The following is a 19,284-nucleotide window of genomic DNA, read 5'->3' as shown; positions in this document are numbered from 1 at the left end:
AAAGGAAAGACGAAAGTCGATGTTGCCTTCTCCCGCATCTGAGCAGAGTGGCTGACGGAGTTTTCCTTCAGCCAGGGAGAAAGCATGAGATTGCGCGCTGTGTCCGGCTTGCTCGCGAGCACCACCCTGCTCGTGACCGCGTTCGCCGCACCCGCCGGCGCGACGCCGGTACCGAGCACGCCGGACGCCGGGCACCAGCCGTCGAAGCACCACTTCTCGGCGGCCGCGCAGTCGTTCGTCGGCGCGAACACCGTGGAGAAGCGCGTCGCCAAGCTGGAAGCGGCGATGGCGTCGCTGCCGAAGGAGAGCACCGCGTACAACGCGACGAAGCTGTGGAACGCCGGCATCACCGGCGCGGGCAGCACCGTCGCGACGCTGGTGTCCTTCGGCGACGACCAGGTCAAGCAGGTGCTCGACACCTACTCGAAGAACCACGGCCTGCCGCCGGCGAACGTCGAGGTCATCCAGCCGTCCGGCCCGGTGCCCGCGTGCACCGACCCCGGCGTCGACACCGCCACCTGCCAGGGCTGGGGCGGCGAAACCGACCTCGACGTCACGATGATGCACGCCATGGCACCGAACGCGAAGATCATCGTCGCGGCGACGCCGGTCGCGGAGACGCAGGGCTTCACCGGCCTGCCCGAGATGATGCACGCGGTCGACTACATGACCGAGCACAAGCTGACCGACGTCATCTCGATGAGCTTCGGCACCACCGAAGAGAACTTCCCGTCGTTCGACTCGATCAAGACGCTCGACCCGGCGCTGGACCGCGCGAGCAAGGCCGGGATCACGATGGTCGCCTCCTCCGGCGACGACGGCCCGACCGGCGGCTACCTCTACGGCCCGGGCAACTACCCGTACCGCGTCGCGAGCTGGCCGGCGTCCGACCCGCGCGTCACGACACTGGGCGGCACGCAGCTGCACCTCGACCCGAACGGCAACCGCACCAAGGCGGACGACGTCGTGAACGTCGCCGACAACGGCTTCTCCGAAGGCGCCGGCCTCTCCAAGACTTACGCGCGGCCGAACTGGCAGGACGGTGTCAAGAAGATCACCGGCAGCAAGATGCGCTCGTTCCCGGACATCAGCATGGAGGGCGTCTACGGGACGTCGCAGTCCGCGCCGCTGTTCGCCGGTGTGCTCGCGCTCGCGGTGCAGGCCAAGGGCGGCAAGCTCGGCCAGATCAACCCGGCGCTGTACACGAAGCTCGGCCCGGCCGGCCCGAAGGCGGGCATCGTCGACGTGACCGAAGGTGACAACAGCCAGGACGGTGTCACCGGCTTCACCGCGGCGAAGGGATTCGACATCGCCAGCGGCTGGGGCACGGTCGACGCTTCGGTCTTCGTTCCCGCACTGGTGAAAGCGCTGCGCTGACCAGTTCACCGGAATCGGTGGCGTTCGGTTTATTCGACGCGGAAACTCGCGCCGGTGTCAGCAATTTTCCCCACAGATCACGAAGGCGTCCGTCAGTACGATGCTGCTCCTCGGAGAACCCGCTCACTCCCCGAGCGGTCATGGAGGAGTACAAGTGGCAAGCAAGGAAGAACTGAAAGCGGCGATCCACGCCGCTTTCGACGCCGCCGTCGCCGACGGGACGAGTTACACCAAGGTGTACGCCGCGGAAATCAAGCAAAAGAACTTCATCGTTTTCCGCACCACCACCGTCAGCAATTTCGCGGTGGGTTTCCGGCCGGGGCAGACCGACCTCGTGATCGTGCCGCTCGAGGAAAAGAGCGGCACGGTCACGGCGGGCACTCCGCTGACGATCACGGACGCGAACCGGGCGTCGGTCAAGAAGCGTGATCTGCAGGGCCGGTTCGTGATCAAGACGACGGAGGGGCAGAGCTTCAAGCTCAGCATCCTCCCCTCCGTGCCGAAGCTCCTCGCCGCCAGCTACCAGCTGCCGGTCGAGCAGAAGGCCGAGTACGAGGCGTTCACCACCCTCCGGGACGCTCTCACCACGGCCTGACGACCGAGCGCCCCGGTGCACCACACCGGGGCGCGTCCGGCATCAGTAGCAGCGGTCGGACTTGATCGCGTACGTGTAGTTGTTGGAGAGGTTGGACGTCACCTCGAACCGGATCTTGTGGTAGACGGGCGGGTCTCCGAGCACGCCGTGCGAGACCGTGTGCTCCTTGCCCGGGGCGATCGCGCCGCTCCACAGGCCCTTGTCGAAGACGTCTTCGACGATCTGGACGAGCATCCCGCGGTAGTCGTGGTTGTGCACGGTGATGTCGATCTTCTGCCCGGCGCTCACCTCGACGACCTTCGTCGCCCCACCCATCAGCGGCCCGCCGGCGCAGACCTTCGTCGCGGCGGACGCGGACGGCGCCACCAGCAGCGTCGCCGCCAGGGCGACCATCGGCACGATCAGCTTGCGCATCATCGGTTCCCCACCTTCGTCTTGACCACAGTGGACGTCTCGGCGATGTCGATGCCGAACTTCATCGAGCCGCCGCAGTAGGCGTGCTTGCCGTTCTTGAAGTAGAGCGTCAGGTCGCCGGCGCATTCGAAGACGCGGATGTCCCAGGTGCGCTCGCCCGGCCACAGGCAGATGGCGTCCTTGCCGGCCCGGCGCATCCAGCCGTGGTACCCGGATTCGCACGTGATGATCGGATCACTCGCGACGGTCCCGGCCACCGAAGTCGAGGCCGACGCCGTCCCGGCCGGCAGCAGGCCCGCGACGAGCGCGGCTCCCGTGACGGCCGCGACCCTCAGATACGGACGCATGGATTTCCTTCCCCTGCAAGAAAAGATGAAATGGATTCGCCCAGGAGATCCGGACACCGACGACGTTAGGGACAGCCGGCGGCCCACGGGAAGGCCTTGATCGGCTGCCGCGCGGCGAAAGCCAAAGGAAGATCGTCTTCGCAGGTCAGCGCAATGGCCAGGGGTCGCGGAAAGCCAAATTCAGGGGGTGATCCGCACGGAGAAGAAGACCGCGCGGGCGTCGGGGAGCAGCAGGTGGCCTTCGGAGTCGGCCATCTTCCAGTAGACCTGACAGTGCCCGGCCGACGGCGGCGCCTGAACGTCGACGGAGATCCGCACGTGCTCCCCGGGAGCGGTGTAGGGCACCGCCACGCGCTCGGGCGTGCGGCACGGGTCGGGGCTGCCGAACGAGCCCGAGCGGACGAGGTACCGCCCGATCCATCCGACCGATCCGGCGTTCCGCAGCTCCCAGGTTTTGACGAACCGGCTCCCGGCGGGGATGGCGGTGCCATCGGGAACGGTGACGTCGGCGACGAACTCGGACACATCGCCGGGGCTGGTGGCGGCGGGTTCCGCCGAGAAGACGCCACCGAAGAGCAGGCCGACCGCGACAACGAGCACTACGGCGACGGCCCCGGCGAGCCCGTAGGCCGCCCAGCGGCGGTGCGGGGATGAAGGTTCGGCCTCGCGGGCTAGGGAGGAATCGCGCACGGGTCCCCGCCCGACCCCGCGCGACTCGGCCTCCGCCGCGGGCGCCCGCCGGTGCCGCCCCGCCTCCTCGGCCGCCGGAGCTCGTCCCCAGCGTCGCCCGCCCTCTCGCACCTCAGGTTCCGGCTCGCGCGCCTTCTCCCAGCACCCGTGCCACTCCACGCGCGCCGATGTCTCGTCCTGGCCCAGCACCCCGACCGCCAGTACCCGCACGAACTCCCACGTTGTCTCCCAGCTCGGCAGGTGCTTCCCCCGGGCCGCCGCCGACAGCGCCGACTTCGACGCCAGCGCACCGAACTCGTCGCGCATCCGGTCGTACGACGGGTCGCCCGCCGCGCGCTTCAGCTCCCACAACCGGCGCGCGAAGCCCGCGACCGGGCCGGTTTCCTCCGCCGGGCCGAGCGCGATCCGCCCGCGCCGCCCCGGCGCGCGTTCGACGTCCATCTCCGCCGACAATAGGACGCGCACCGGGTGACCGGCTCGACTCGATCGGGTGGTCCACAGTGGAACTATCCTCCGGACATGCGCAGCGAAAAGCTCACCCGCGCCTGGTTCGCGGTCACCACGCTGGTCGCGCTCACCGGCCTCGTCACCCAGGTGATCGCCACCGCGACGGATCCCGGCGGCCGGCTCGCGAACCTGCTCTGCTTCTTCACCATCGACTCGAACCTGCTCGTCGCCGTCACCTCGGCGCTGGTCGCACTGGGCACCGCGCGCAAAAAGCTGTTCGCCGTCCTCTGGCTCGACGCGCTGGTCGGCATCATCGTGACCGGCATCGTCTACCAGGTCGCCCTCGCCGGCCTGTACGAGCTGCACGGCCTCTCGCTGTTCGCCGACACCATGCTGCACAAGGTCACGCCGATCCTGTTCGTGCTCGGCTGGCTCGTCGCCGGCCCGCGCGGCGCCCTCGCCTGGCGCACGGTCTGGTGGTCGCTGCTCTACCCCCTGGCCTGGCTCGCCTTCACGCTGCCGCGCGGCGCGATCACCGGCTTCTACCCGTACCCGTTCGTCGACGCCGCCGCGCACGGCTACGGCCGCGTGACCCTCAACTGCGTCGCCATCGGCCTGTTCTTCACCGCGCTCGCGATCGGCGCGCTCCTTCTGGATCGCCGACTGTCGAAGAAATCGTTGACAATCTCGGCGACAACGCCGTAGCGTCCCCACCCGGCTACTTCCCTCCGTGCAGAGGAGACGGTCAATGCCGGGTTTCCAGCGCTGCCTCATCGCCGCCGTACTTCTCGTCGCAGCACAGCCGGCCGTCGCCGACGCGCGCCCGGTGACGCCGGACGGACTCCGGGATCTCCCGGCCATCCACCCCACGATGACCTGCGAAGACGTCCCGAAGCTCGACCTGGACGACGTGACCGACGCGAAGGTCACCCTCCAGTCCGCGACCGTCGTGACCACCGGAACCCCGTACTGCGAGGTGAAGGGCACGGTCGCGCCCGCGAACACCGTCGTCGTGCGGCTGCCGGTCGGCGGCTGGACCCAGCGCTACGTCCAGACCGGCTGCGGTGGGCTGTGCGGCAGCGCCCGCATCGACTACGGCCAGGCCTCGACGTGCCCGCCGGTCGTCGACGGCACTCTCGCCAGCGCCACCACGGACATGGGCCACCAAGGCCAGAACGACGGCTCGTGGGCCCTGGGCAACCCCCAGGCCCAGATCGACTTCGCCTACCGCGGCGTGCACGTGACGTCGCAGGTCGCGAAGGCGCTCATCAGCCGCTTCTACGGCCGCGGCCCGGCGTACTCCTACTTCACCGGCTGCTCCGACGGCGGCCGCGAAGCCCTCATGGAGGCCCAGCGCTACCCGGACGACTTCGACGGCATCGCCGCCGGCGCGCCCGCCAACGACATGGCCGTGCAGAACACCTTCCACCACGCCTGGAACGTCGTCGCGAACCTCGACGCCGACGGCCACGCCATCCTGCTCGCCGGCAAGCTCCCGCTCGTCCACACTGCCGTGCTCGACGCCTGCGACGCGCTCGACGGCCTCCGTGACGGCCAGCTCGACGACCCCCGGCTGTGCCGCTTCGACCCCGCGACGCTCGGCTGCGCGACCGGCCAGGACGCGGCGACCTGCCTCAGCCCGGCCGAAGCCGCCGTCATCCGCAAGCTGCACGACGGCGCCGTCGACGCGCAGGGCCGCCGTCTCGAACCCGCGATCGCGCACGAGTGGGGTTCGGAGCTCGAGTGGTCGTTGTTCGTTCCGGCGACGCCGACCGGGCCGTCGGCCAGCGCGAACTTCGCCCTGTCCTACCTGCGCTACCTCGCGTTCCCCGGCGCGCAGAACCCGGACTTCCGGCTGGCGGACCTGAAGTTCACCGTGGCGTCGTTCTGGCAGACCGTCCAGTCGTCGAGCTACCTCGCGGCGATGGACCCCGACCTGACGCGGTTCCAGCGCGGCGGCGGGAAGCTGCTGCTCTGGCACGGCTGGAACGACCAGCACATCTCGCCGCAGTCGACGCTCGCGTACTGGGACGCCCTGCGCGCCACGACCCGCGTCGACGGCTTCGCGCGGCTGTACCTGTTCCCCGGCGTCGCGCACTGCGGCGGTGGCGACGGGCCGAACACGTTCGACATCCTGACGCCGGTGATGGCCTGGGCGGAGAGCGGCCGGCAGCCCGGCAAGGTCGTCGCCTCGAACGCCACGCGCAGCCGTCCCGTCTACCCGTACCCGACGGTCGCGCGCTACGACGGCAGCGGCAGCGTCGACGACGCGGCCAACTTCGTCCCCTTCACGCCGCGCACCGAACCCGGTCCCGGCTACCACTGGGTCGGCGAACGGCTCTACTCGGACGACTACCAGACGTGGTGCCGGGCGGTCGGCGGCGAACTCGTCTGCCGGCCCGCGAAGACCTGGCTGACCGCGTTAGGGTCGGGCACATGACGGCGATCGTGCAGAACCTCGTGACGTCCGGCACCTTCCAGCTCGACGGGGGCAGCTGGGACGTCGACAACAACGTCTGGATCGTGGGCGACGACGCGGAAGTGATCGTGATCGACGCGGCCCACGACGCGAAGGCGATCGAGAACGTCGTCGGCGAGCGGAAGCTGGCGGCGATCGTCTGCACCCACGCGCACAACGACCACGTCAACGCGGCCCCGGAGCTCGCCGCGGCCACGGGCGCGCCGATCCTGCTGCACCCGGACGACCGCGTCCTCTGGGACCAGACCCACCCGGACCGCGCGCCGGACGGCGAGCTGGAGGACGGCCAGACGATCACGATCGCGGGCACGGCGCTGCGGATCATCCACACGCCGGGGCACGCGCCGGGCGCGGTGTGCCTGTACGCGGAGGAACTGGGCGTGCTGTTCACCGGCGACACGCTCTTCCACGGCGGCCCGGGCGCGACGGGACGGTCCTATTCGGACTACCCGACGATCGTGAAGTCCATCCGCGAGAAGCTGTTCACGCTCCCGGAGGCGACGAAGGTGCACACGGGCCACGGCGAAGGCACGACGCTGGGCGCGGAGAAGGCAGCGTCGAGTGGCTGGGACGAAGCTTAGGAAGTGTGCTTCCGGGCGACGAGGGCGAACTCCTCGATCGCCCGGTCCAGCGCGACCACGGCCGTCTGCACGAGCGGCGGCAGCCGGAGCCGGTCGAACTTGGCGCCTTCGTCCACCTCGTGGCGCACGTGGTGCAGGTCCATGTCCTTCTTCCGCACGTTCTTGGCCGCGCTGACCAGTTCGTCCGGCCCGCTCATCACCAGGAGCCCGAGCAAGGACCGCACCTCCGCGCGCGCCGTGTAGTAGTCGTCTTCGTAGCCCGCGACGCGAGCGGCGTCGGCTCCGGCGAGCTTGTGCTGGCGGTGACCGACGTTGAGGCTGATGAGGTGCTGCCGCGCCCGGGCCGCGGCCTCGATGAACCGGCCGCAGCGGTCGGCGCGGTCGTTTCGCAGCTTCGCGCGCCTCGCGGCGTTGAGCTTCCACGGCTCGAGCAGCGCGCCCAGTGTCACCCCGACCAGCGAGGCGACGGCCGCGATGACCGCGGCACTGACCGCGGTCAGCACGTCAGCCGCGGCGTGGTCGGCAACACCCGTACGCGCTGCTTCGCCTCCTCGGCGAGCGTGAGCGCCCACTCCTGCAACCCCGCGACGTCGATGCCGTGCGGCGGCTCACTCCGGAACGGCTCGATGTTCGCCGCTCCGCGTTCCAGCAGCGACGCCGCCCCCGCCGTGTTGCCGCGTGCCGCGTGCGTCAGCCCCACCGCCAGCTGGGCGAGCCCGCGCCACAGCTCGCGGTCGGGCCCGTCCGTCGTCTTCCACGCGTCCTCGAAGACCTCGTGCGCGTGGAACGGCTTGCCGTCGTCGAGCAGCTGCTGGGCCTCCGCAAGCGTTTGCGCCGGGGTCCTCGCGATGCCTTCCGGCTGGCGCTCGACGCCGTCGGCGCCGTACGGCAGGGGGCGGCCCAGGCCGTCGCGCGGCCGTGCGTTGCGTGCGCGTCCCTCGGCGTCCCGGTCGCGGCGGCTCATGCCCCGATCCTGCCACGGGCCCGGCCGCGTTCGCCGTCTCCCGGCGAGCCACGTAGCCTGGGGACTCGTGCGTTTCCTCGACGGCCACCGGCCCGCTCACGACCTGACCTACGACGACGTGTTCCTGCTGCCGAACCGTTCGGACGTGGAGTCCCGCTTCGACGTAGACCTCTCCACCGCGGACGGCACCGGCGCGACCATCCCGATCGTCGTCGCCAACATGACCGCGGTCGCCGGCCGCCGGATGGCCGAGACCGTCGCCCGCCGCGGGGGGCTGGTGGTGCTCCCTCAAGATGTGGACAGTCACGCCGTCGCGGAGATCGTCGGCTGGGTGAAGAGCCGGCACACCGTGTGGGACACGCCGCTGGTCCTGACCGGCGGCGACGCCGTGGCCGACGCCCTCAACCTGGTCCACAAGCGCGCTCACGGCGCTGTCGTGGTCGTCGACGGCGAGGGCCGCCCGGTCGGCATCGTCGACGAAGCGGCCTGCGCGGGTGTCGACCGCTTCGCGCGGCTCGCCGACGTCGCCCAGCCCCCGACCGTCGCGGTGCCGCTGACCACCCCGCCGCGCGAGGTCTTCGAGCGGCTCCACAGCCACGGCGCGTCCCTCGCGCTGGGCCTGGACGCCGACGGCCGCCTCGCGGGCGTGCTGACCGCCGTCGGCGCGCTGCGCGCGGACATCTACACCCCGGCCGTCGACGACGCGGGCAAGCTGCGCGTCGCCGCCGCGGTCGGCGTCAACGGCGACGTCGCGGCGAAGGCCGAAGCCGTGCTCGGCTCGGGCGTCGACGTGCTGGTCGTCGACACCGCGCACGGGCACCAGGAGAAGATGATCGCCGCGCTCAAGGCCGTCCGGTCGGTGTCGCCGCGGGTCCCGGTGGTCGCCGGGAACGTCGTCACCGCCGAGGGCACGCGCGACCTGATCCAGGCCGGCGCGGACGTCGTCAAGGTCGGCGTCGGGCCGGGCGCGATGTGCACGACGCGGATGATGACCGGCGTGGGCCGCCCGCAGTTCTCGGCGGTCGCCGACTGCGCGGCCGCGGCGCGCGAGCTGGGCAAGCACGTCTGGGCCGACGGCGGGGTGCGCCACCCGCGCGACGTCGCGCTGGCACTGGCCGCGGGCGCGTCCGCGGCGATGGTCGGCTCGTGGTTCGCCGGCACCTACGAATCCCCCGGCGACCTGCGGTTCGACGAGCAGGGGCGGCCCTACAAGGAGTCGTTCGGCATGGCGTCGAAGCGCGCGGTCGGCGCGCGGACGCGCACGGACAACGTCTTCGACCGCGCGCGCAAGGCGTTGTTCGAGGAGGGCATCTCGTCGTCGCGGATGTCACTCGACCCGGCCCGGCCGGGCGTCGAGGACCTGCTGGACTCGATCGGCTCGGGCGTCCGCTCGTCGTGCACGTACGCGGGCGCGCGAACCTTGGAGGAGTTCCACGAGCGCGCGCTGCTGGGCGTCCAGTCGGCGGCCGGCTTCGCGGAGGGCCGCCCCCTCCCCTCGGGCTGGTGAATGCCATGAAGGGCACCCTCATGGACTTAAGAGCCATGAGGGTGCCCTTCATGGACTGCTCCTAGCCGTGGTCCTCCAGCATCTCGGTGACCAGGGCGGCGATCGGCGAGCGCTCCGAGCGCGTCAGCGTGACGTGCGCGAACAGCGGGTGGCCCTTCAGCTTCTCGATCACCGCCGAGACGCCGTCGTGCCGGCCGACGCGCAGGTTGTCGCGCTGGGCGACGTCGTGCGTGAGGACCACGCGCGACGCCGTGCCGAGCCGCGAAAGCACCGTGAGCAGGACGTTGCGCTCCAGTGACTGCGCCTCGTCGACGATCACGAACGCGTCGTGCAGCGACCGGCCGCGGATGTGCGTCAGCGGGAGCACCTCGAGCATGCCGCGGTCGAACACCTCGTCCAGGACTTCCTGGCTGACCAGCGCGCCGAGGGTGTCGAACACCGCCTGCGCCCAGGGCTGCATCTTCTCGCTCTCGGACCCGGGCAGGTAGCCGAGGTCCTGGCCGCCGACCGCGTAGACCGGCCGGAACACCACGACCTTGCGGTGCTGACGGCGTTCCATCACGGCTTCGAGGCCGGCGCACAGCGCGAGCGCCGACTTGCCGGTGCCGGCGCGGCCGCCGAGGGAGACGATGCCGACGTCGGAGTCGAGCAGCAGGTCGAGCGCGACGCGCTGCTCGGCGCTGCGGCCGTGCAGGCCGAACGCCTCGCGGTCGCCGCGCACCAGCCGGATGCGCTTGTCCGCCGTGATCCGCCCGAGTGCGCTCGAGCTGCCCGCGAGCAGCCGCAGCCCGGTGTGGCAGGGCAGCTCGGCGAGCTCGTCCATGCCGTACTCGACCGGGTCGACGGTGCCGCCGCCGAACAGCGTGTCCAGCACGTCCTGCTCGACGTCCACGTCCGCCATGCCCGTCCAGCCGGACGGCGTGACTTCCTGCGCGCGGTACTCGTCGGCCTCCAGGCCCACGGCACCCGCCTTCACCCGCAGCGGGATGTCCTTCGTCACCAGGGTGACCGCCGGGAACTCCGCCGCCAGGTTGAGCGCGCAGGCGAGGATCCGGTGGTCGTTGGAGTCGGTGCGGAACCCGACCGGGAGCACCGTCGGGTCCGAATGGTTCAGCTCCACCTGCAGCGTGCCGCCGTGGTCCCCGATGGGGAGCGGCGCGTCGAGCCTGCCGTGCTGCCGGCGCAGGTCGTCGAGCATGCGCAGGGACTCCCGGGCGAACCAGCCGAGCTCCGGGTGGTGGCGCTTCGCCTCCAGTTCACTGATGACGACCAGCGGAAGCACGACCGCATGCTCGGCGAAGCGGGTAACCGCCCACGGGTCCGAAAGGAGGACCGACGTGTCGAGCACGTACATGTGCTGCTGGGATTCGGGCGAGGTCGAGGCTTTCTCCGGGCCAGGAACGGCACCGGTCGAAGAACGGCCAGAGGCCTTACGGGGCAAACGCTGCGCAGTCACGACGGCATCTCCCTCGAGGGCGTGTGCACCTCACGCCCGCACTCGCTGGGCCGGGCACCTCCCTGGCTGGACCACTCCGCCTGACGAGCTGTCAGGCGACGCGGCCACGAGGGCCGGGTGCCGGCCCCCTCGTGCGTCTCGTGGGCGGCTGCGCCGCCCCCTCGATCACCGTCACGACCAGGGCCTCCCGCGAGGACCCGCACGGATCGCGTGCCCTCACCTCGGAAGGTACCTACGAATCCGAGATCGCGCAGGAAGCCAACCCGGTGATTCGCCAGATCGTCACCTCACTGTCGGTCGCCCGAAATCGACGACCCGTGACGGTCACTCTGTGTAGCCGACGTCTCGATCGGTCCACCCACGTCGGAATGATCTTGGGAAAATTGCTGACTCGGCGTATTCACGAGATCAGCGGATGAGCTTTTACCACGTTCGGAGCAACGCCGCATTTTGCGCCACCAAGAGAGAACCGTACCGAGTGAAAGCGCCTGCATCAGGCTCACACAATGGGCGTACAAGCCGTACGAGAAGCCCGATAAGCGAGTAATTTTTTGACTGCGGGACACACCGTCGGTCCATCCGGCGCCCGGACCCCAACAGTTCTACCTAGGAGTGAGCCAAGTGCTGAAGAAGGCTGGTTTCGTCGCCGCCACCGCTGCGGGCCTCATGATGGTCGGCAGCACCGCGTTCGCTGCGACGCAGGACTCGACCGGCACCCCGGACCCGACGTTCGGCGACGCCTACGCCACGTTCATCGAGGGCGGCGGCGCCCTGGGCTACGGCGCGGCCTCCCTGGTCGCCGGCGCCTACGCCGGCATCGCCACCACCCCGGCGCTGATCCTGCACTCGCTGGAGCACCACCACCACTGAGTGTGGCTTCGAAGGGCCCCGGAGTTCGCTCCGGGGCCCTTCGGCGTGTCAGGAACCGAATCGGCGGTGGCGCCAGGCGTAGTCGCGTATGGCGCGCAGGAAGTCGACGCGGCGGAATGCCGGCCAATACGCTTCGGTGAACCAGAATTCCGAATGCGCGGACTGCCAGAGCAGGAATCCGGAAAGCCGTTGTTCACCGGAAGTTCGGATGATGAGATCCGGATCCGGCTGCCCCGAGGTGTAAAGGTGCTCGGAGATGTGGTCGACGTCGAGGATTTTCGCGAGCTCGTGAATGGTCGTGCCCTCGTCGGCGTGTTGCAGGAGCAACTTGCGGACTGCATCGGCGATCTCCTGGCGCCCGCCGTAACCGACCGCGACGTTGACCTCCATCCCGGTCCGCCCTTCGGTGCGCGCGGCGGCTTCGCTGAGTCGCTTCGCGACCTCGGTGGGTAGCAGGTCGAGGGCGCCGACGATGCGCAGCTGCCAGGTCTTGCCGGGTGCGGCGAGCTCGTCGGTGACGTCGGTGATGATCTTCAGCAGCGGCGTGAGCTCGTCCGGGTCGCGGTTGAGGTTGTCGGTCGAGAGCAGCCACATGGTGACGACCTCGACCTCGGCCTCCTGGCACCAGCTGAGGAAGTCCGCGATCTTCTTCGCCCCGGCGCGATGGCCGTCCGCTACGTCCGAGAAGCCCGCTTCCCGGGCCCAGCGGCGGTTGCCGTCGAGCATGATGGCGATGTGCCGGGGATGCCGGCCGGCGGCCTGCTGGATGAGGCGCCGGCCGTAGGCGCTGTACACGACGTCGGACAAGAAGGAGCGCACACTCACGTCGATGAAGCCTACGCACCCGGTGTGAGGCGCGTGACTTGACCGCTGTCCGGGAACCTACGGTCCCGTAACCTGGATGAGTGAGCGTGACGACGGAACCACCCGAGCCCGTAGTGGACCTCCGCCCCCGGCTGCGCGGGCACATCCACTTTTGGACGTTCTTCGGCGCCCTCGCGGCAGCGGCGGCGCTGATCAGCCTGGCGGCGTCCACAGTGTCCTCGACGGCGGCCCTCGCGACGTCGGTCTACGGCTTGACGGTGCTGGGGTTGTTCGGCGTGAGCGCGCTGTACCACCGCCGCCTGTGGAGCCCCCGCGCGTACAAGTGGATGAAGCGCGCGGACCACTCGATGATCTTCCTGTTCATCGCGGGCACGTACACCCCGTTCACGCTGCTGGCGATGTCCAAGCCGACGGGCTACGTGATCTTGTCGATCGTGTGGGGTGGGGCGGTTCTCGGCGTCGCGCTGAAGATGCTGTGGCCGCACGCGCCGCGGTGGCTCGGGGTGCCGATCTACATCGCTTTGGGCTGGGTGGCCGTTTTCGTCTTCCCCGAGCTGTTGACGCACGCCGGGGTCGCGGCGTTGGTGCTGCTTTGCGTGGGTGGGCTGTTTTATACGCTGGGGGCGGCTTTTTACGGGTTCAAGTGGCCTAATCACTGGCCGGATACCTTCGGGTATCACGAGTACTTCCATGCTTGTACCGTGCTTGCTGCGATTTCGCACTACATTGCCATCTGGCTGGCGATGTACGCGTAGCTGGGGCTTTGCCCGGCTCTTCAAGTCCTTCATCCCGAAGCGCGATTGTGACTACGGCCGGTGGCGCCGCGTCAAGACGGGAAAGCGTGTCTTGACCCGGCACCACCGGCCGCGTGCTGGCTTCGGATCGGGATGCAGGGTGGGGTCTGGTGTCGGGCGCCCTGGCCTGGTGGCTCGGGCACTGCTGGGAACCTCCCCCTGGACGTCCCCAGCTCGCACCACTCAGCCGAACATTCCCGGCTGGTACTCACCCGCCGGGTTGCGGGCGATCACGTTCAAGCGGTTCCACGTGTTGATCTCCGCCACCAGGCAGACCAGCGCGCCGATCTGCTCGTCGTCGAAGTGCTTCCGGACCGCCGCCCACGTCTCGTCCGTCACTCCCGTGTGGTTGTCCGCCAGGCGCGTCCCCTCCTCCGCCAGCGCCAATGCCGCGCGCTCCGCCTCCGTGAACACCACCGCTTCGCGCCACGCCGCCACCATGGCCAGGCGGACCGCCGTCTCGCCCGCCGCCGCCGCGTCCTTCGTGTGCATGTCGAGGCACATTCCGCAGCCGTTGATCTGGCTCGCGCGGATCTTCACCAGCTCCTGCGTCGCCTTCGGGAGGGATGACTCCTCGATCGGGCGGGACGCCGCGATCAGGCGCTTGAAGAACTTGCTCGTGACCTCGTTCTCGAACATGTTGAACCGCGCTTCCATGACCGTTCCCTTCGTCGGTGTCACCCTCTTGACGACCCGCGCCGGGACGTTGTGACAGCACCGGAAGTGGCGCCGGTCACATGTACACCTTCGCGCCATCCCCCACGCCGCACGTCACGCCGGGGCCACCGCGCCCGACCTGTGGAACCCACCTCGCCTTGCCCGCGGATGACCAGCCAAACCACCACTTTCCGGGGTCACCCACGGGAGCACCACGACGGTTGCCGTGATCAACAGCGCGGCCGACGGTGGGCTCAACCGAACATCCGACGCGCGAAAGGAGCCGCACCGCGATGGCCAAGACCATGCAGCCCCAGGAGCTCATCGACAGTGCCGTGGTCGACCCGGCCGGCAACAAGCTCGGGAAGGTCGGCAACGTCTACCTCGCCGACGCCACGCACCAGCCCGAATGGATCACCGTCAAGACCGGTCTGTTCGGCACCAAGGAGAGCTTCGTCCCGCTCTCCGGCGCCCACACCGACAAGGACGGCGTGCACGTCCGGGTCGACAAGGACGCCGTTTCCGACGCGCCGCGCATCGACGCCGACGGGCACCTCTCGCCCGAGGAAAGCGCGCAGCTCTACCAGCACTACGGCCTGCCCATGCCGCGGACCTCGCCGGACGGGCGGATGGGTGACCGGACCGGCGATCGCACTCAGGGCCGCGACCCGGCCATGGGCGGCACCGGCAAAGGCATGGCCGGCCAGCGCAAGGCCGGAATGGCCGACGCGGGCCAGGGCATGGCCGGCCGGGACAAGGCGGCCGCCGGGCGGGGCAAGTCCGAAAAGGACGATCGCACGATGACCCGCTCCGAGGAACGGCTGAACGTCGGCACCGAGCAGGTCGAGACCGGGCACGTTCGGCTGCGCAAGTACGTCGTCACCGAAGAGCAGCAGGTCACCGTCCCGGTGCGGCACGAGGAAGTGCGCATCGAACGGGAGCCGATCAAGGACGGCCGGGCCGGCGGTGAGATCGGCGAGGCCGAGCAGGACGTCGTCCTCCACGCCGAGAAGCCCGTGGTGCGCAAGGAAACCGTGCCGGTCGAGCGGGTGCGCCTGCGGACCGAGACGGTCACCGACGAGCAGACCGTCTCCGGAAAGGTCCGCAAGGAGCAGTTCGAGGTCACCGACGACGAAGGCAAGCACCGCAAGTAGGGCCCCGGGGGGGGGGGGGGGCCCCCCCCCCCCCCCCCCCCCCCCCCCCCCCCCCCCCCCCCCCCCCCCCCGCCCCCGGCCCCGCGCGCGCCGCGGCGGGCCCCCCCCCCGCGCCCGGCCCCCGCACCGCCCCCACGGTCCCGTGCGCGCGCCCCCCCCCCCCACCCCAACCCCCCCACGCGCGCCCGGGGGGGGGCCCCGCCCCCCCCCCCCCCCCCCCCACCGGTCAGGACCCCAGCATCGGCGCCGCGAGGAACTGCTCCGGGATCGCGAACGCGTCGACCAGCGCCCGTGCGTGAGGACGCAGCTGGGCGCACAGGCCGTTCACCGCCGCGGTGACGGCCTTTCCGCGCGACGCCGTCAGGCGGCCGTGACCCAGGAACCACGCCAGGTCCTCTTCGATCGCCGACAGCGCGTACAGGTCGCAGACGCGGTCGAGCAGCGTGCGGGCGTCCGGGTCTTCGCACCGCTCGATGGCCGCCGCGAACGCCTCCAGCACCAGCCGCTCCACGTGGACGCGGCCCGCGCGCAGCACGTGGTCCTGGGCCGCGTTGAACACCCCGAACGGGTCCGAAGCCGCCTTGCGCAAACGCTTCGCCACCCCCTCGACGACGTGCTCCTCGCGGTCTTCGAACAGCCTCAGCTGCCACTCGCGGCGGAAGAAGACGTCCGCGTCGGACCCCTCGGTGAGCGACTCGAGCGCCTTCCGCACGGACGTCCGCTCGAGGATCGCGCTCACCACCTGGTCGGTGAAGAAGCGGGCCGTGGCCAGCGGCGAAAGGTCCTCGAAATCGTGCTTGTAGCTGGTCAGCAGGCCCTTCGCGACCAGCTGCAGCAGCACCGTGTTGTCGCCTTCGAACGTCGTGAAGACGTCGGTGTCGGCCTTCAGGCCCGGCAGGATGTTCTCCGCCAGGTACCCCGCGCCGCCGCACGCCTCGCGCGCCGCCTGGATCGTCGCCGTCGCGTGCCACGTGTTGAGCGCCTTCAGCCCGGCCGCGCGCGACTCCAGCTCGCGCTGCTCCTCCTCGGGCGCCGACGAGTCGATGTCATGCAGCTTCGACACCAGCTCCCCCTGCGCGAAGGACAGCGCGTACGTCTTCGCCAGCGCCGGCAGCAGCTTCCGCTGGTGCCCGAGGTAGTCGAGGATGACGACCTCGTCGCCGTCCGGCGTCATGAACTGGCGGCGCTGCTCGCCGTAGCGGATCGCCAGGGCCAGTGCGCGTTTCGTCGCGCTCCCGGCGCTGCCGCCGACGCTCACCCGGCCGCGGATCAGCGTGCCCAGCATCGTGAAGAACCGGCGGCTGTCGCTCTCGATCGGGCTCGAATACGTTCCGTCCTCGGCGACGTCGCCGAAGCGGTTCAACAGGGCTTCACGCGGGATCCGGACGTTGTCGAAGCTCAACCGTCCGTTGTCGACGCCGTTCAGGCCAGCCTTCGGGCCGCAGTCCTCAATGGACACTCCTGGCAGCGGCGCACCATCGGCGTCTCGGATCGGTACGAGGAACGCGTGCACACCGCGGGATTCGCCGCCGGTGACGAGCTGGGCGAACACCACCGCCATCCGGCCGTCGCGGGCCGCGTTGCCGATGTATTCCTTGGTGGCCATGGCGTCCGGCGTGTGGACAACGAACCCGCCGTCCACAAAGGTCGCGGTGGTGCGCAGGTGCTGGACGTCGGAGCCGTGGCCGTGCTCGGTCATCGCGAAGCAGCCGAGCAGGCCGAGGTCCATGATCGCGCGCAAGTGCGCCGCGTGGTGCCGCTCGGTGCCGAGCAGCTGGACGGCGCCGCCGAACAGTCCCCATTGGACACCGGCCTTGACCATCAGCGACAGGTCGCCGTAGCCGAGCAGCTCGAACGACGTCACCGAGCCGCCGACGTCGCCACCGCCGCCGTACGCGGGGTCGAAGCCCAAGGCGGGCCGGTCGGTCCCGGCGAGCGCCCGCAGCTGGTCGAGCACCTGGGCGCGGTGGTCCTCGATGCCGAGGTCCACCGGGTCCCGGAACTCCGCGTCGCCCATCTCCGCGCGCACCCCGCGGCGCAGCTCGGCCCAGCGGCCGTCCAGGACGGTGGTCAGCGCGTCCGGATCCACCTTCGACGGCACTTCGGGGATGTCCACGGCTACCTCCGGAAAGGACTGACAGCAGGCTTCCTACTCGTTGGTAGTAAGCCTGCCGCAGCCGCGCCGATCCCGCAGGTTCAGATCGGCTTGCCGTTCACCGTCACGTTCGTGAACTTGGCGTTGTCCACGTACTTCAGCGTGTTCGAGGCGTCGGACACCCCGTTAAACGTGGAGTTCGCCACGGTGAACCCGTGCACGTGGGCGTTCGAAAGCCCACTGACGTCGAAGGTCTTGCCCGCGATCTTCGTGCTCGAGCAGTTGCTGATCGTGAACGGCCCGAACGACGGGACGTAGCCGCCGGTCTGGCTGTTGTACGTCGACGTCACGTACACGAAGTTCCGCGCGAAGGTGCCGGAGACACTGTCGAGGTTGACGTTCTCCGTGAACCCGCCACGCAGCGTGTTCGACTTCACGTAGAGCGCGAACTTCGTTTCACCCTTCACGGTGAGCTGGTACGCGTAGACGTTGCGGATCCCGCCGGTCTGCTCGCTGCCGCAGGTGATCGCGCCCCAGTTGCCGTTCATCACGCAGTTCACGACCACGAGGTTCTGGCACGGGACGTTCACGCGGCGCCCGTCGGCGTCACGGCCGGACTTGATCGCGATGTTGTCGTCGTGCGCGCCGAGGGTGCAGTTCGCGATGACAACGTGGTCACACGACTCGGGGTCGCAGCCGTCGGTGTTGGAGTGCGCGGTGCTGGGGTCGGTGCTCACGCCGTCGACCGTGACGTTGCGGCACAGCGTCGGGTGCAGCTGCCAGAACATCGAGTTCTTCAGCGTGATGCCTTGGATCAGCACGTTTTCGCAGTCGTACGGCTCGACGAACGTCGAGCGCATGGTGTGGCCGGAGCCCGGGACAACGCGCTTCTCCGGCGGGGTTCCCTTGGCCACCAACGTTTCCAGGTACGCACGATCGCTGCCCTTGTTCCACGACGACGTCGCCGCCGCGTCGAGCGTGCCGCTGCCGGTGAGGCCGATGTTCTTTTCGCGGTACGCGTAGATCATCGGTGAGTGGTTGACGCACTCGATTCCTTCGTAGCGCGTCAGGACGTTCGGGAACTTCGAAGCGTCACCGCCGAACTTGAGCACCGCGCCCTTTTCCAGGTGCAGGTCGACGTTGCTCTTGAGGTAGACGGCGCCGGTGAGGAAACTGCCACCGGCGGGCACGATCACGTGACCGCCGCCGGCCGCGTTGCACGCGTCGATCGCTTTCTTGATCGCCGCGGTGTTGTCGGTCTTGCCGTCGTTCTTGGCGCCGTACCCGGTGATCGGGAAACTCCGGTCCGGGAACTGCGGGATCGTGGTGTTCGCGACGATGTCGTTCGCCGCCGGCCACGGCAGCGTCGGAACGTCGACGCGGTACCGGTGCGCGAGCGGGATCGGCGGTGCCAGGGAAACCGCGAGAGTGCCCTTGATCAGCTGCCGACGGGTGAACCTGCCGTCCATGGACGCCATCCTTCGGAGGAAAGACCCGGTGCGACGGCGGAACCACGGCACGGACCGTGGGCACGACGCACTCTAGGCGCGAACGGCCCCGGAGGTCCAGGCTTGCGCTGTCATGATCACGACAGGTCGATTCGAAAGGGGCGTGCGAGCCCTCGCGCGTTGAGCGCCTCGCGGCGGCCAGGCCGTCGCTTCCCCGGCCCCGGACTCTGGTCGCGAGCCCTCGGCATCCGGAATTCCTGGCTGAGCCACGCGCTGAGCCGGCTGACCGTCCCGCCGCGGAAGCGGCCATCACCCGCCTTTGCGAACTGGCCGGCGCGTCGCCGCCGACCCTTGCGGCGCGAGACTGGCGGCTCGCGCTAGACCGAAGTCTTCGCACCTGGGTGCCGCCGAGGGGCGGCACCCACGGTTCGGCCCTCCGCGAGCCGGCCGCAGCATTGCCGGCCGGCGGATCGGGGGGGGGGGGGGGGGGGGGGGGTGGAGGACGGGGTGCAGCACCGGAGCGCGGCGCCGACGGCGGGGGGGGGGGCGGGGGGCGGGGGCGGGGGGGGGGCGGAGGGGCGCGG

Annotated in this window: 19 protein-coding genes; 9 read left to right on the top strand and 10 right to left on the bottom strand. The window is 70.0% G+C overall.

Annotated elements, in window-relative coordinates; translation table 11 throughout:
- The first annotated feature begins 84 nt into the window (after positions 1 to 84).
- Positions 85 to 1,377, top strand: a complete 1,293-nt coding sequence (locus QQ657_RS39995; RefSeq protein WP_284747560.1) for a S53 family peptidase — start codon at positions 85 to 87, stop codon at positions 1,375 to 1,377.
- A gap of 154 nt (positions 1,378 to 1,531) precedes the next feature.
- Positions 1,532 to 1,972, top strand: coding sequence for a hypothetical protein (locus QQ657_RS39990; protein ID WP_284747559.1), 441 nt, complete (start codon positions 1,532 to 1,534; stop codon positions 1,970 to 1,972).
- Positions 1,973 to 2,014: 42 nt separating this feature from the next.
- Here the strand turns inward: QQ657_RS39990 and QQ657_RS39985 are convergent, their stop codons facing one another.
- The 3 genes from QQ657_RS39985 to QQ657_RS39975 form a co-directional block, all read right to left on the bottom strand.
- Positions 2,015 to 2,389 carry a cupredoxin domain-containing protein gene (locus QQ657_RS39985; protein WP_284747558.1) on the bottom strand — a complete coding sequence of 125 codons (375 nt, stop codon included), beginning with the start codon at positions 2,387 to 2,389 and terminating at the stop codon, positions 2,015 to 2,017.
- Positions 2,386 to 2,733, bottom strand: coding sequence for a hypothetical protein (locus tag QQ657_RS39980; RefSeq protein ID WP_284747557.1), 348 nt, complete (start codon positions 2,731 to 2,733; stop codon positions 2,386 to 2,388). The genes QQ657_RS39985 and QQ657_RS39980 overlap by 4 nt, the downstream gene beginning before the upstream one ends.
- 180 nt (positions 2,734 to 2,913) lie before the next feature.
- Positions 2,914 to 3,864 carry an NBR1-Ig-like domain-containing protein gene (locus QQ657_RS39975; RefSeq protein WP_284747556.1) on the bottom strand — a complete coding sequence of 317 codons (951 nt, stop codon included), beginning with the start codon at positions 3,862 to 3,864 and terminating at the stop codon, positions 2,914 to 2,916.
- 78 nt (positions 3,865 to 3,942) lie between these two features.
- Between QQ657_RS39975 and QQ657_RS39970 the strand changes: the two genes are divergently transcribed.
- Genes QQ657_RS39970 through QQ657_RS39960 form a run of 3 tightly spaced genes read left to right on the top strand, consistent with a single transcriptional unit; the run spans position 3,943 to position 6,930 of the window.
- Positions 3,943 to 4,575, top strand: coding sequence for a Pr6Pr family membrane protein (locus QQ657_RS39970; RefSeq protein WP_284747555.1), 633 nt, complete (start codon positions 3,943 to 3,945; stop codon positions 4,573 to 4,575).
- A gap of 43 nt (positions 4,576 to 4,618) precedes the next feature.
- A complete protein-coding gene (locus QQ657_RS39965; protein WP_284747554.1) occupies positions 4,619 to 6,310 on the top strand; it encodes a tannase/feruloyl esterase family alpha/beta hydrolase in 1,692 nt (563 codons plus the stop codon).
- Positions 6,307 to 6,930 (top strand): MBL fold metallo-hydrolase, encoded by a 624-nt coding sequence (locus QQ657_RS39960; protein WP_284747553.1) that lies wholly within the window; start codon positions 6,307 to 6,309, stop codon positions 6,928 to 6,930. The genes QQ657_RS39965 and QQ657_RS39960 overlap by 4 nt, the downstream gene beginning before the upstream one ends.
- Here QQ657_RS39960 and QQ657_RS39955 read toward each other — a convergent pair.
- Complete coding sequence (locus QQ657_RS39955) at positions 6,927 to 7,433, bottom strand: hypothetical protein (RefSeq protein WP_284747552.1); 507 nt, start codon at positions 7,431 to 7,433, stop codon at positions 6,927 to 6,929. The genes QQ657_RS39960 and QQ657_RS39955 overlap by 4 nt on opposite strands.
- Complete coding sequence (locus QQ657_RS39950) at positions 7,427 to 7,894, bottom strand: DUF309 domain-containing protein (protein WP_284747551.1); 468 nt, start codon at positions 7,892 to 7,894, stop codon at positions 7,427 to 7,429. The genes QQ657_RS39955 and QQ657_RS39950 overlap by 7 nt, the downstream gene beginning before the upstream one ends.
- 67 nt (positions 7,895 to 7,961) lie before the next feature.
- On the opposite strand from QQ657_RS39950, the gene guaB1 reads away from it, so the two are divergent.
- Positions 7,962 to 9,401: a GMP reductase gene (guaB1, locus tag QQ657_RS39945; RefSeq protein ID WP_284747550.1), complete on the top strand. Its 1,440-nt coding sequence runs from the start codon at positions 7,962 to 7,964 to the stop codon at positions 9,399 to 9,401.
- A gap of 61 nt (positions 9,402 to 9,462) precedes the next feature.
- On the opposite strand, the gene phoH2 is transcribed toward guaB1, so the two are convergent.
- Positions 9,463 to 10,755, bottom strand: a complete 1,293-nt coding sequence (gene phoH2 / locus QQ657_RS39940; protein WP_350310742.1) for an RNA 5'-3' helicase PhoH2 — start codon at positions 10,753 to 10,755, stop codon at positions 9,463 to 9,465.
- Positions 10,756 to 11,478: 723 nt separating this feature from the next.
- On the opposite strand from phoH2, the gene QQ657_RS39935 reads away from it, so the two are divergent.
- Positions 11,479 to 11,727, top strand: a complete 249-nt coding sequence (locus QQ657_RS39935; RefSeq protein ID WP_284747548.1) for a hypothetical protein — start codon at positions 11,479 to 11,481, stop codon at positions 11,725 to 11,727.
- A gap of 48 nt (positions 11,728 to 11,775) precedes the next feature.
- On the opposite strand, the gene QQ657_RS39930 is transcribed toward QQ657_RS39935, so the two are convergent.
- Positions 11,776 to 12,552 (bottom strand): isoprenyl transferase, encoded by a 777-nt coding sequence (locus QQ657_RS39930; RefSeq protein ID WP_284747547.1) that lies wholly within the window; start codon positions 12,550 to 12,552, stop codon positions 11,776 to 11,778.
- A 113-nt stretch (positions 12,553 to 12,665) separates the two neighbouring features.
- Here QQ657_RS39930 and trhA point away from each other — a divergent pair, with 113 nt between their 5' ends.
- Complete coding sequence (trhA, locus tag QQ657_RS39925) at positions 12,666 to 13,307, top strand: PAQR family membrane homeostasis protein TrhA (RefSeq protein WP_434056829.1); 642 nt, start codon at positions 12,666 to 12,668, stop codon at positions 13,305 to 13,307.
- A 222-nt stretch (positions 13,308 to 13,529) separates the two neighbouring features.
- Here the strand turns inward: trhA and QQ657_RS39920 are convergent, their stop codons facing one another.
- Positions 13,530 to 14,003, bottom strand: coding sequence for a carboxymuconolactone decarboxylase family protein (locus QQ657_RS39920; protein WP_284747545.1), 474 nt, complete (start codon positions 14,001 to 14,003; stop codon positions 13,530 to 13,532).
- Positions 14,004 to 14,296: 293 nt separating this feature from the next.
- Here QQ657_RS39920 and QQ657_RS39915 point away from each other — a divergent pair, with 293 nt between their 5' ends.
- Positions 14,297 to 15,157, top strand: coding sequence for a PRC and DUF2382 domain-containing protein (locus QQ657_RS39915; RefSeq protein WP_284747544.1), 861 nt, complete (start codon positions 14,297 to 14,299; stop codon positions 15,155 to 15,157).
- Between the two features lie 226 nt (positions 15,158 to 15,383).
- On the opposite strand, the gene QQ657_RS39910 is transcribed toward QQ657_RS39915, so the two are convergent.
- Entirely contained in the window at positions 15,384 to 17,273 is a 1,890-nt protein-coding gene (locus QQ657_RS39910) for an acyl-CoA dehydrogenase family protein (RefSeq protein WP_284747543.1), read from the bottom strand.
- A gap of 80 nt (positions 17,274 to 17,353) precedes the next feature.
- Positions 17,354 to 18,721: a glycoside hydrolase family 28 protein gene (locus QQ657_RS39905; protein WP_284747542.1), complete on the bottom strand. Its 1,368-nt coding sequence runs from the start codon at positions 18,719 to 18,721 to the stop codon at positions 17,354 to 17,356.
- Positions 18,722 to 19,284: the final 563 nt, after the last annotated feature.

It is taken from the genome of Amycolatopsis ponsaeliensis (genome assembly GCF_030182635.1).
GTDB classification, from domain to species: Bacteria; Actinomycetota; Actinomycetes; order Mycobacteriales; family Pseudonocardiaceae; genus Amycolatopsis; species Amycolatopsis ponsaeliensis.
Note: the sequence above shows the minus strand (reverse complement) of the source record. Positions and strands in the feature narration are given on the sequence as shown.

What these genes read in the sequence shown, in the direction of transcription:
- QQ657_RS39995 (WP_284747560.1), top strand. Translation starts at nt 85, where the DNA reads ATGAGATTGCGCGCTGTGTCCGGCTTGCTCGCGAGCACCACCCTGCTC.
- QQ657_RS39985 (WP_284747558.1), bottom strand. Translation starts at nt 2,389, where the DNA reads ATGATGCGCAAGCTGATCGTGCCGATGGTCGCCCTGGCGGCGACGCTG.
- QQ657_RS39980 (WP_284747557.1), bottom strand. Translation starts at nt 2,733, where the DNA reads ATGCGTCCGTATCTGAGGGTCGCGGCCGTCACGGGAGCCGCGCTCGTC.
- QQ657_RS39975 (WP_284747556.1), bottom strand. Translation starts at nt 3,864, where the DNA reads ATGGACGTCGAACGCGCGCCGGGGCGGCGCGGGCGGATCGCGCTCGGC.
- QQ657_RS39970 (WP_284747555.1), top strand. Translation starts at nt 3,943, where the DNA reads ATGCGCAGCGAAAAGCTCACCCGCGCCTGGTTCGCGGTCACCACGCTG.
- QQ657_RS39965 (WP_284747554.1), top strand. Translation starts at nt 4,619, where the DNA reads ATGCCGGGTTTCCAGCGCTGCCTCATCGCCGCCGTACTTCTCGTCGCA.
- QQ657_RS39960 (WP_284747553.1), top strand. Translation starts at nt 6,307, where the DNA reads ATGACGGCGATCGTGCAGAACCTCGTGACGTCCGGCACCTTCCAGCTC.
- QQ657_RS39950 (WP_284747551.1), bottom strand. Translation starts at nt 7,894, where the DNA reads ATGAGCCGCCGCGACCGGGACGCCGAGGGACGCGCACGCAACGCACGG.
- phoH2 (WP_350310742.1), bottom strand. Translation starts at nt 10,755, where the DNA reads ATGTACGTGCTCGACACGTCGGTCCTCCTTTCGGACCCGTGGGCGGTT.
- QQ657_RS39920 (WP_284747545.1), bottom strand. Translation starts at nt 14,003, where the DNA reads ATGGAAGCGCGGTTCAACATGTTCGAGAACGAGGTCACGAGCAAGTTC.
- QQ657_RS39915 (WP_284747544.1), top strand. Translation starts at nt 14,297, where the DNA reads ATGGCCAAGACCATGCAGCCCCAGGAGCTCATCGACAGTGCCGTGGTC.
- QQ657_RS39905 (WP_284747542.1), bottom strand. Translation starts at nt 18,721, where the DNA reads ATGGACGGCAGGTTCACCCGTCGGCAGCTGATCAAGGGCACTCTCGCG.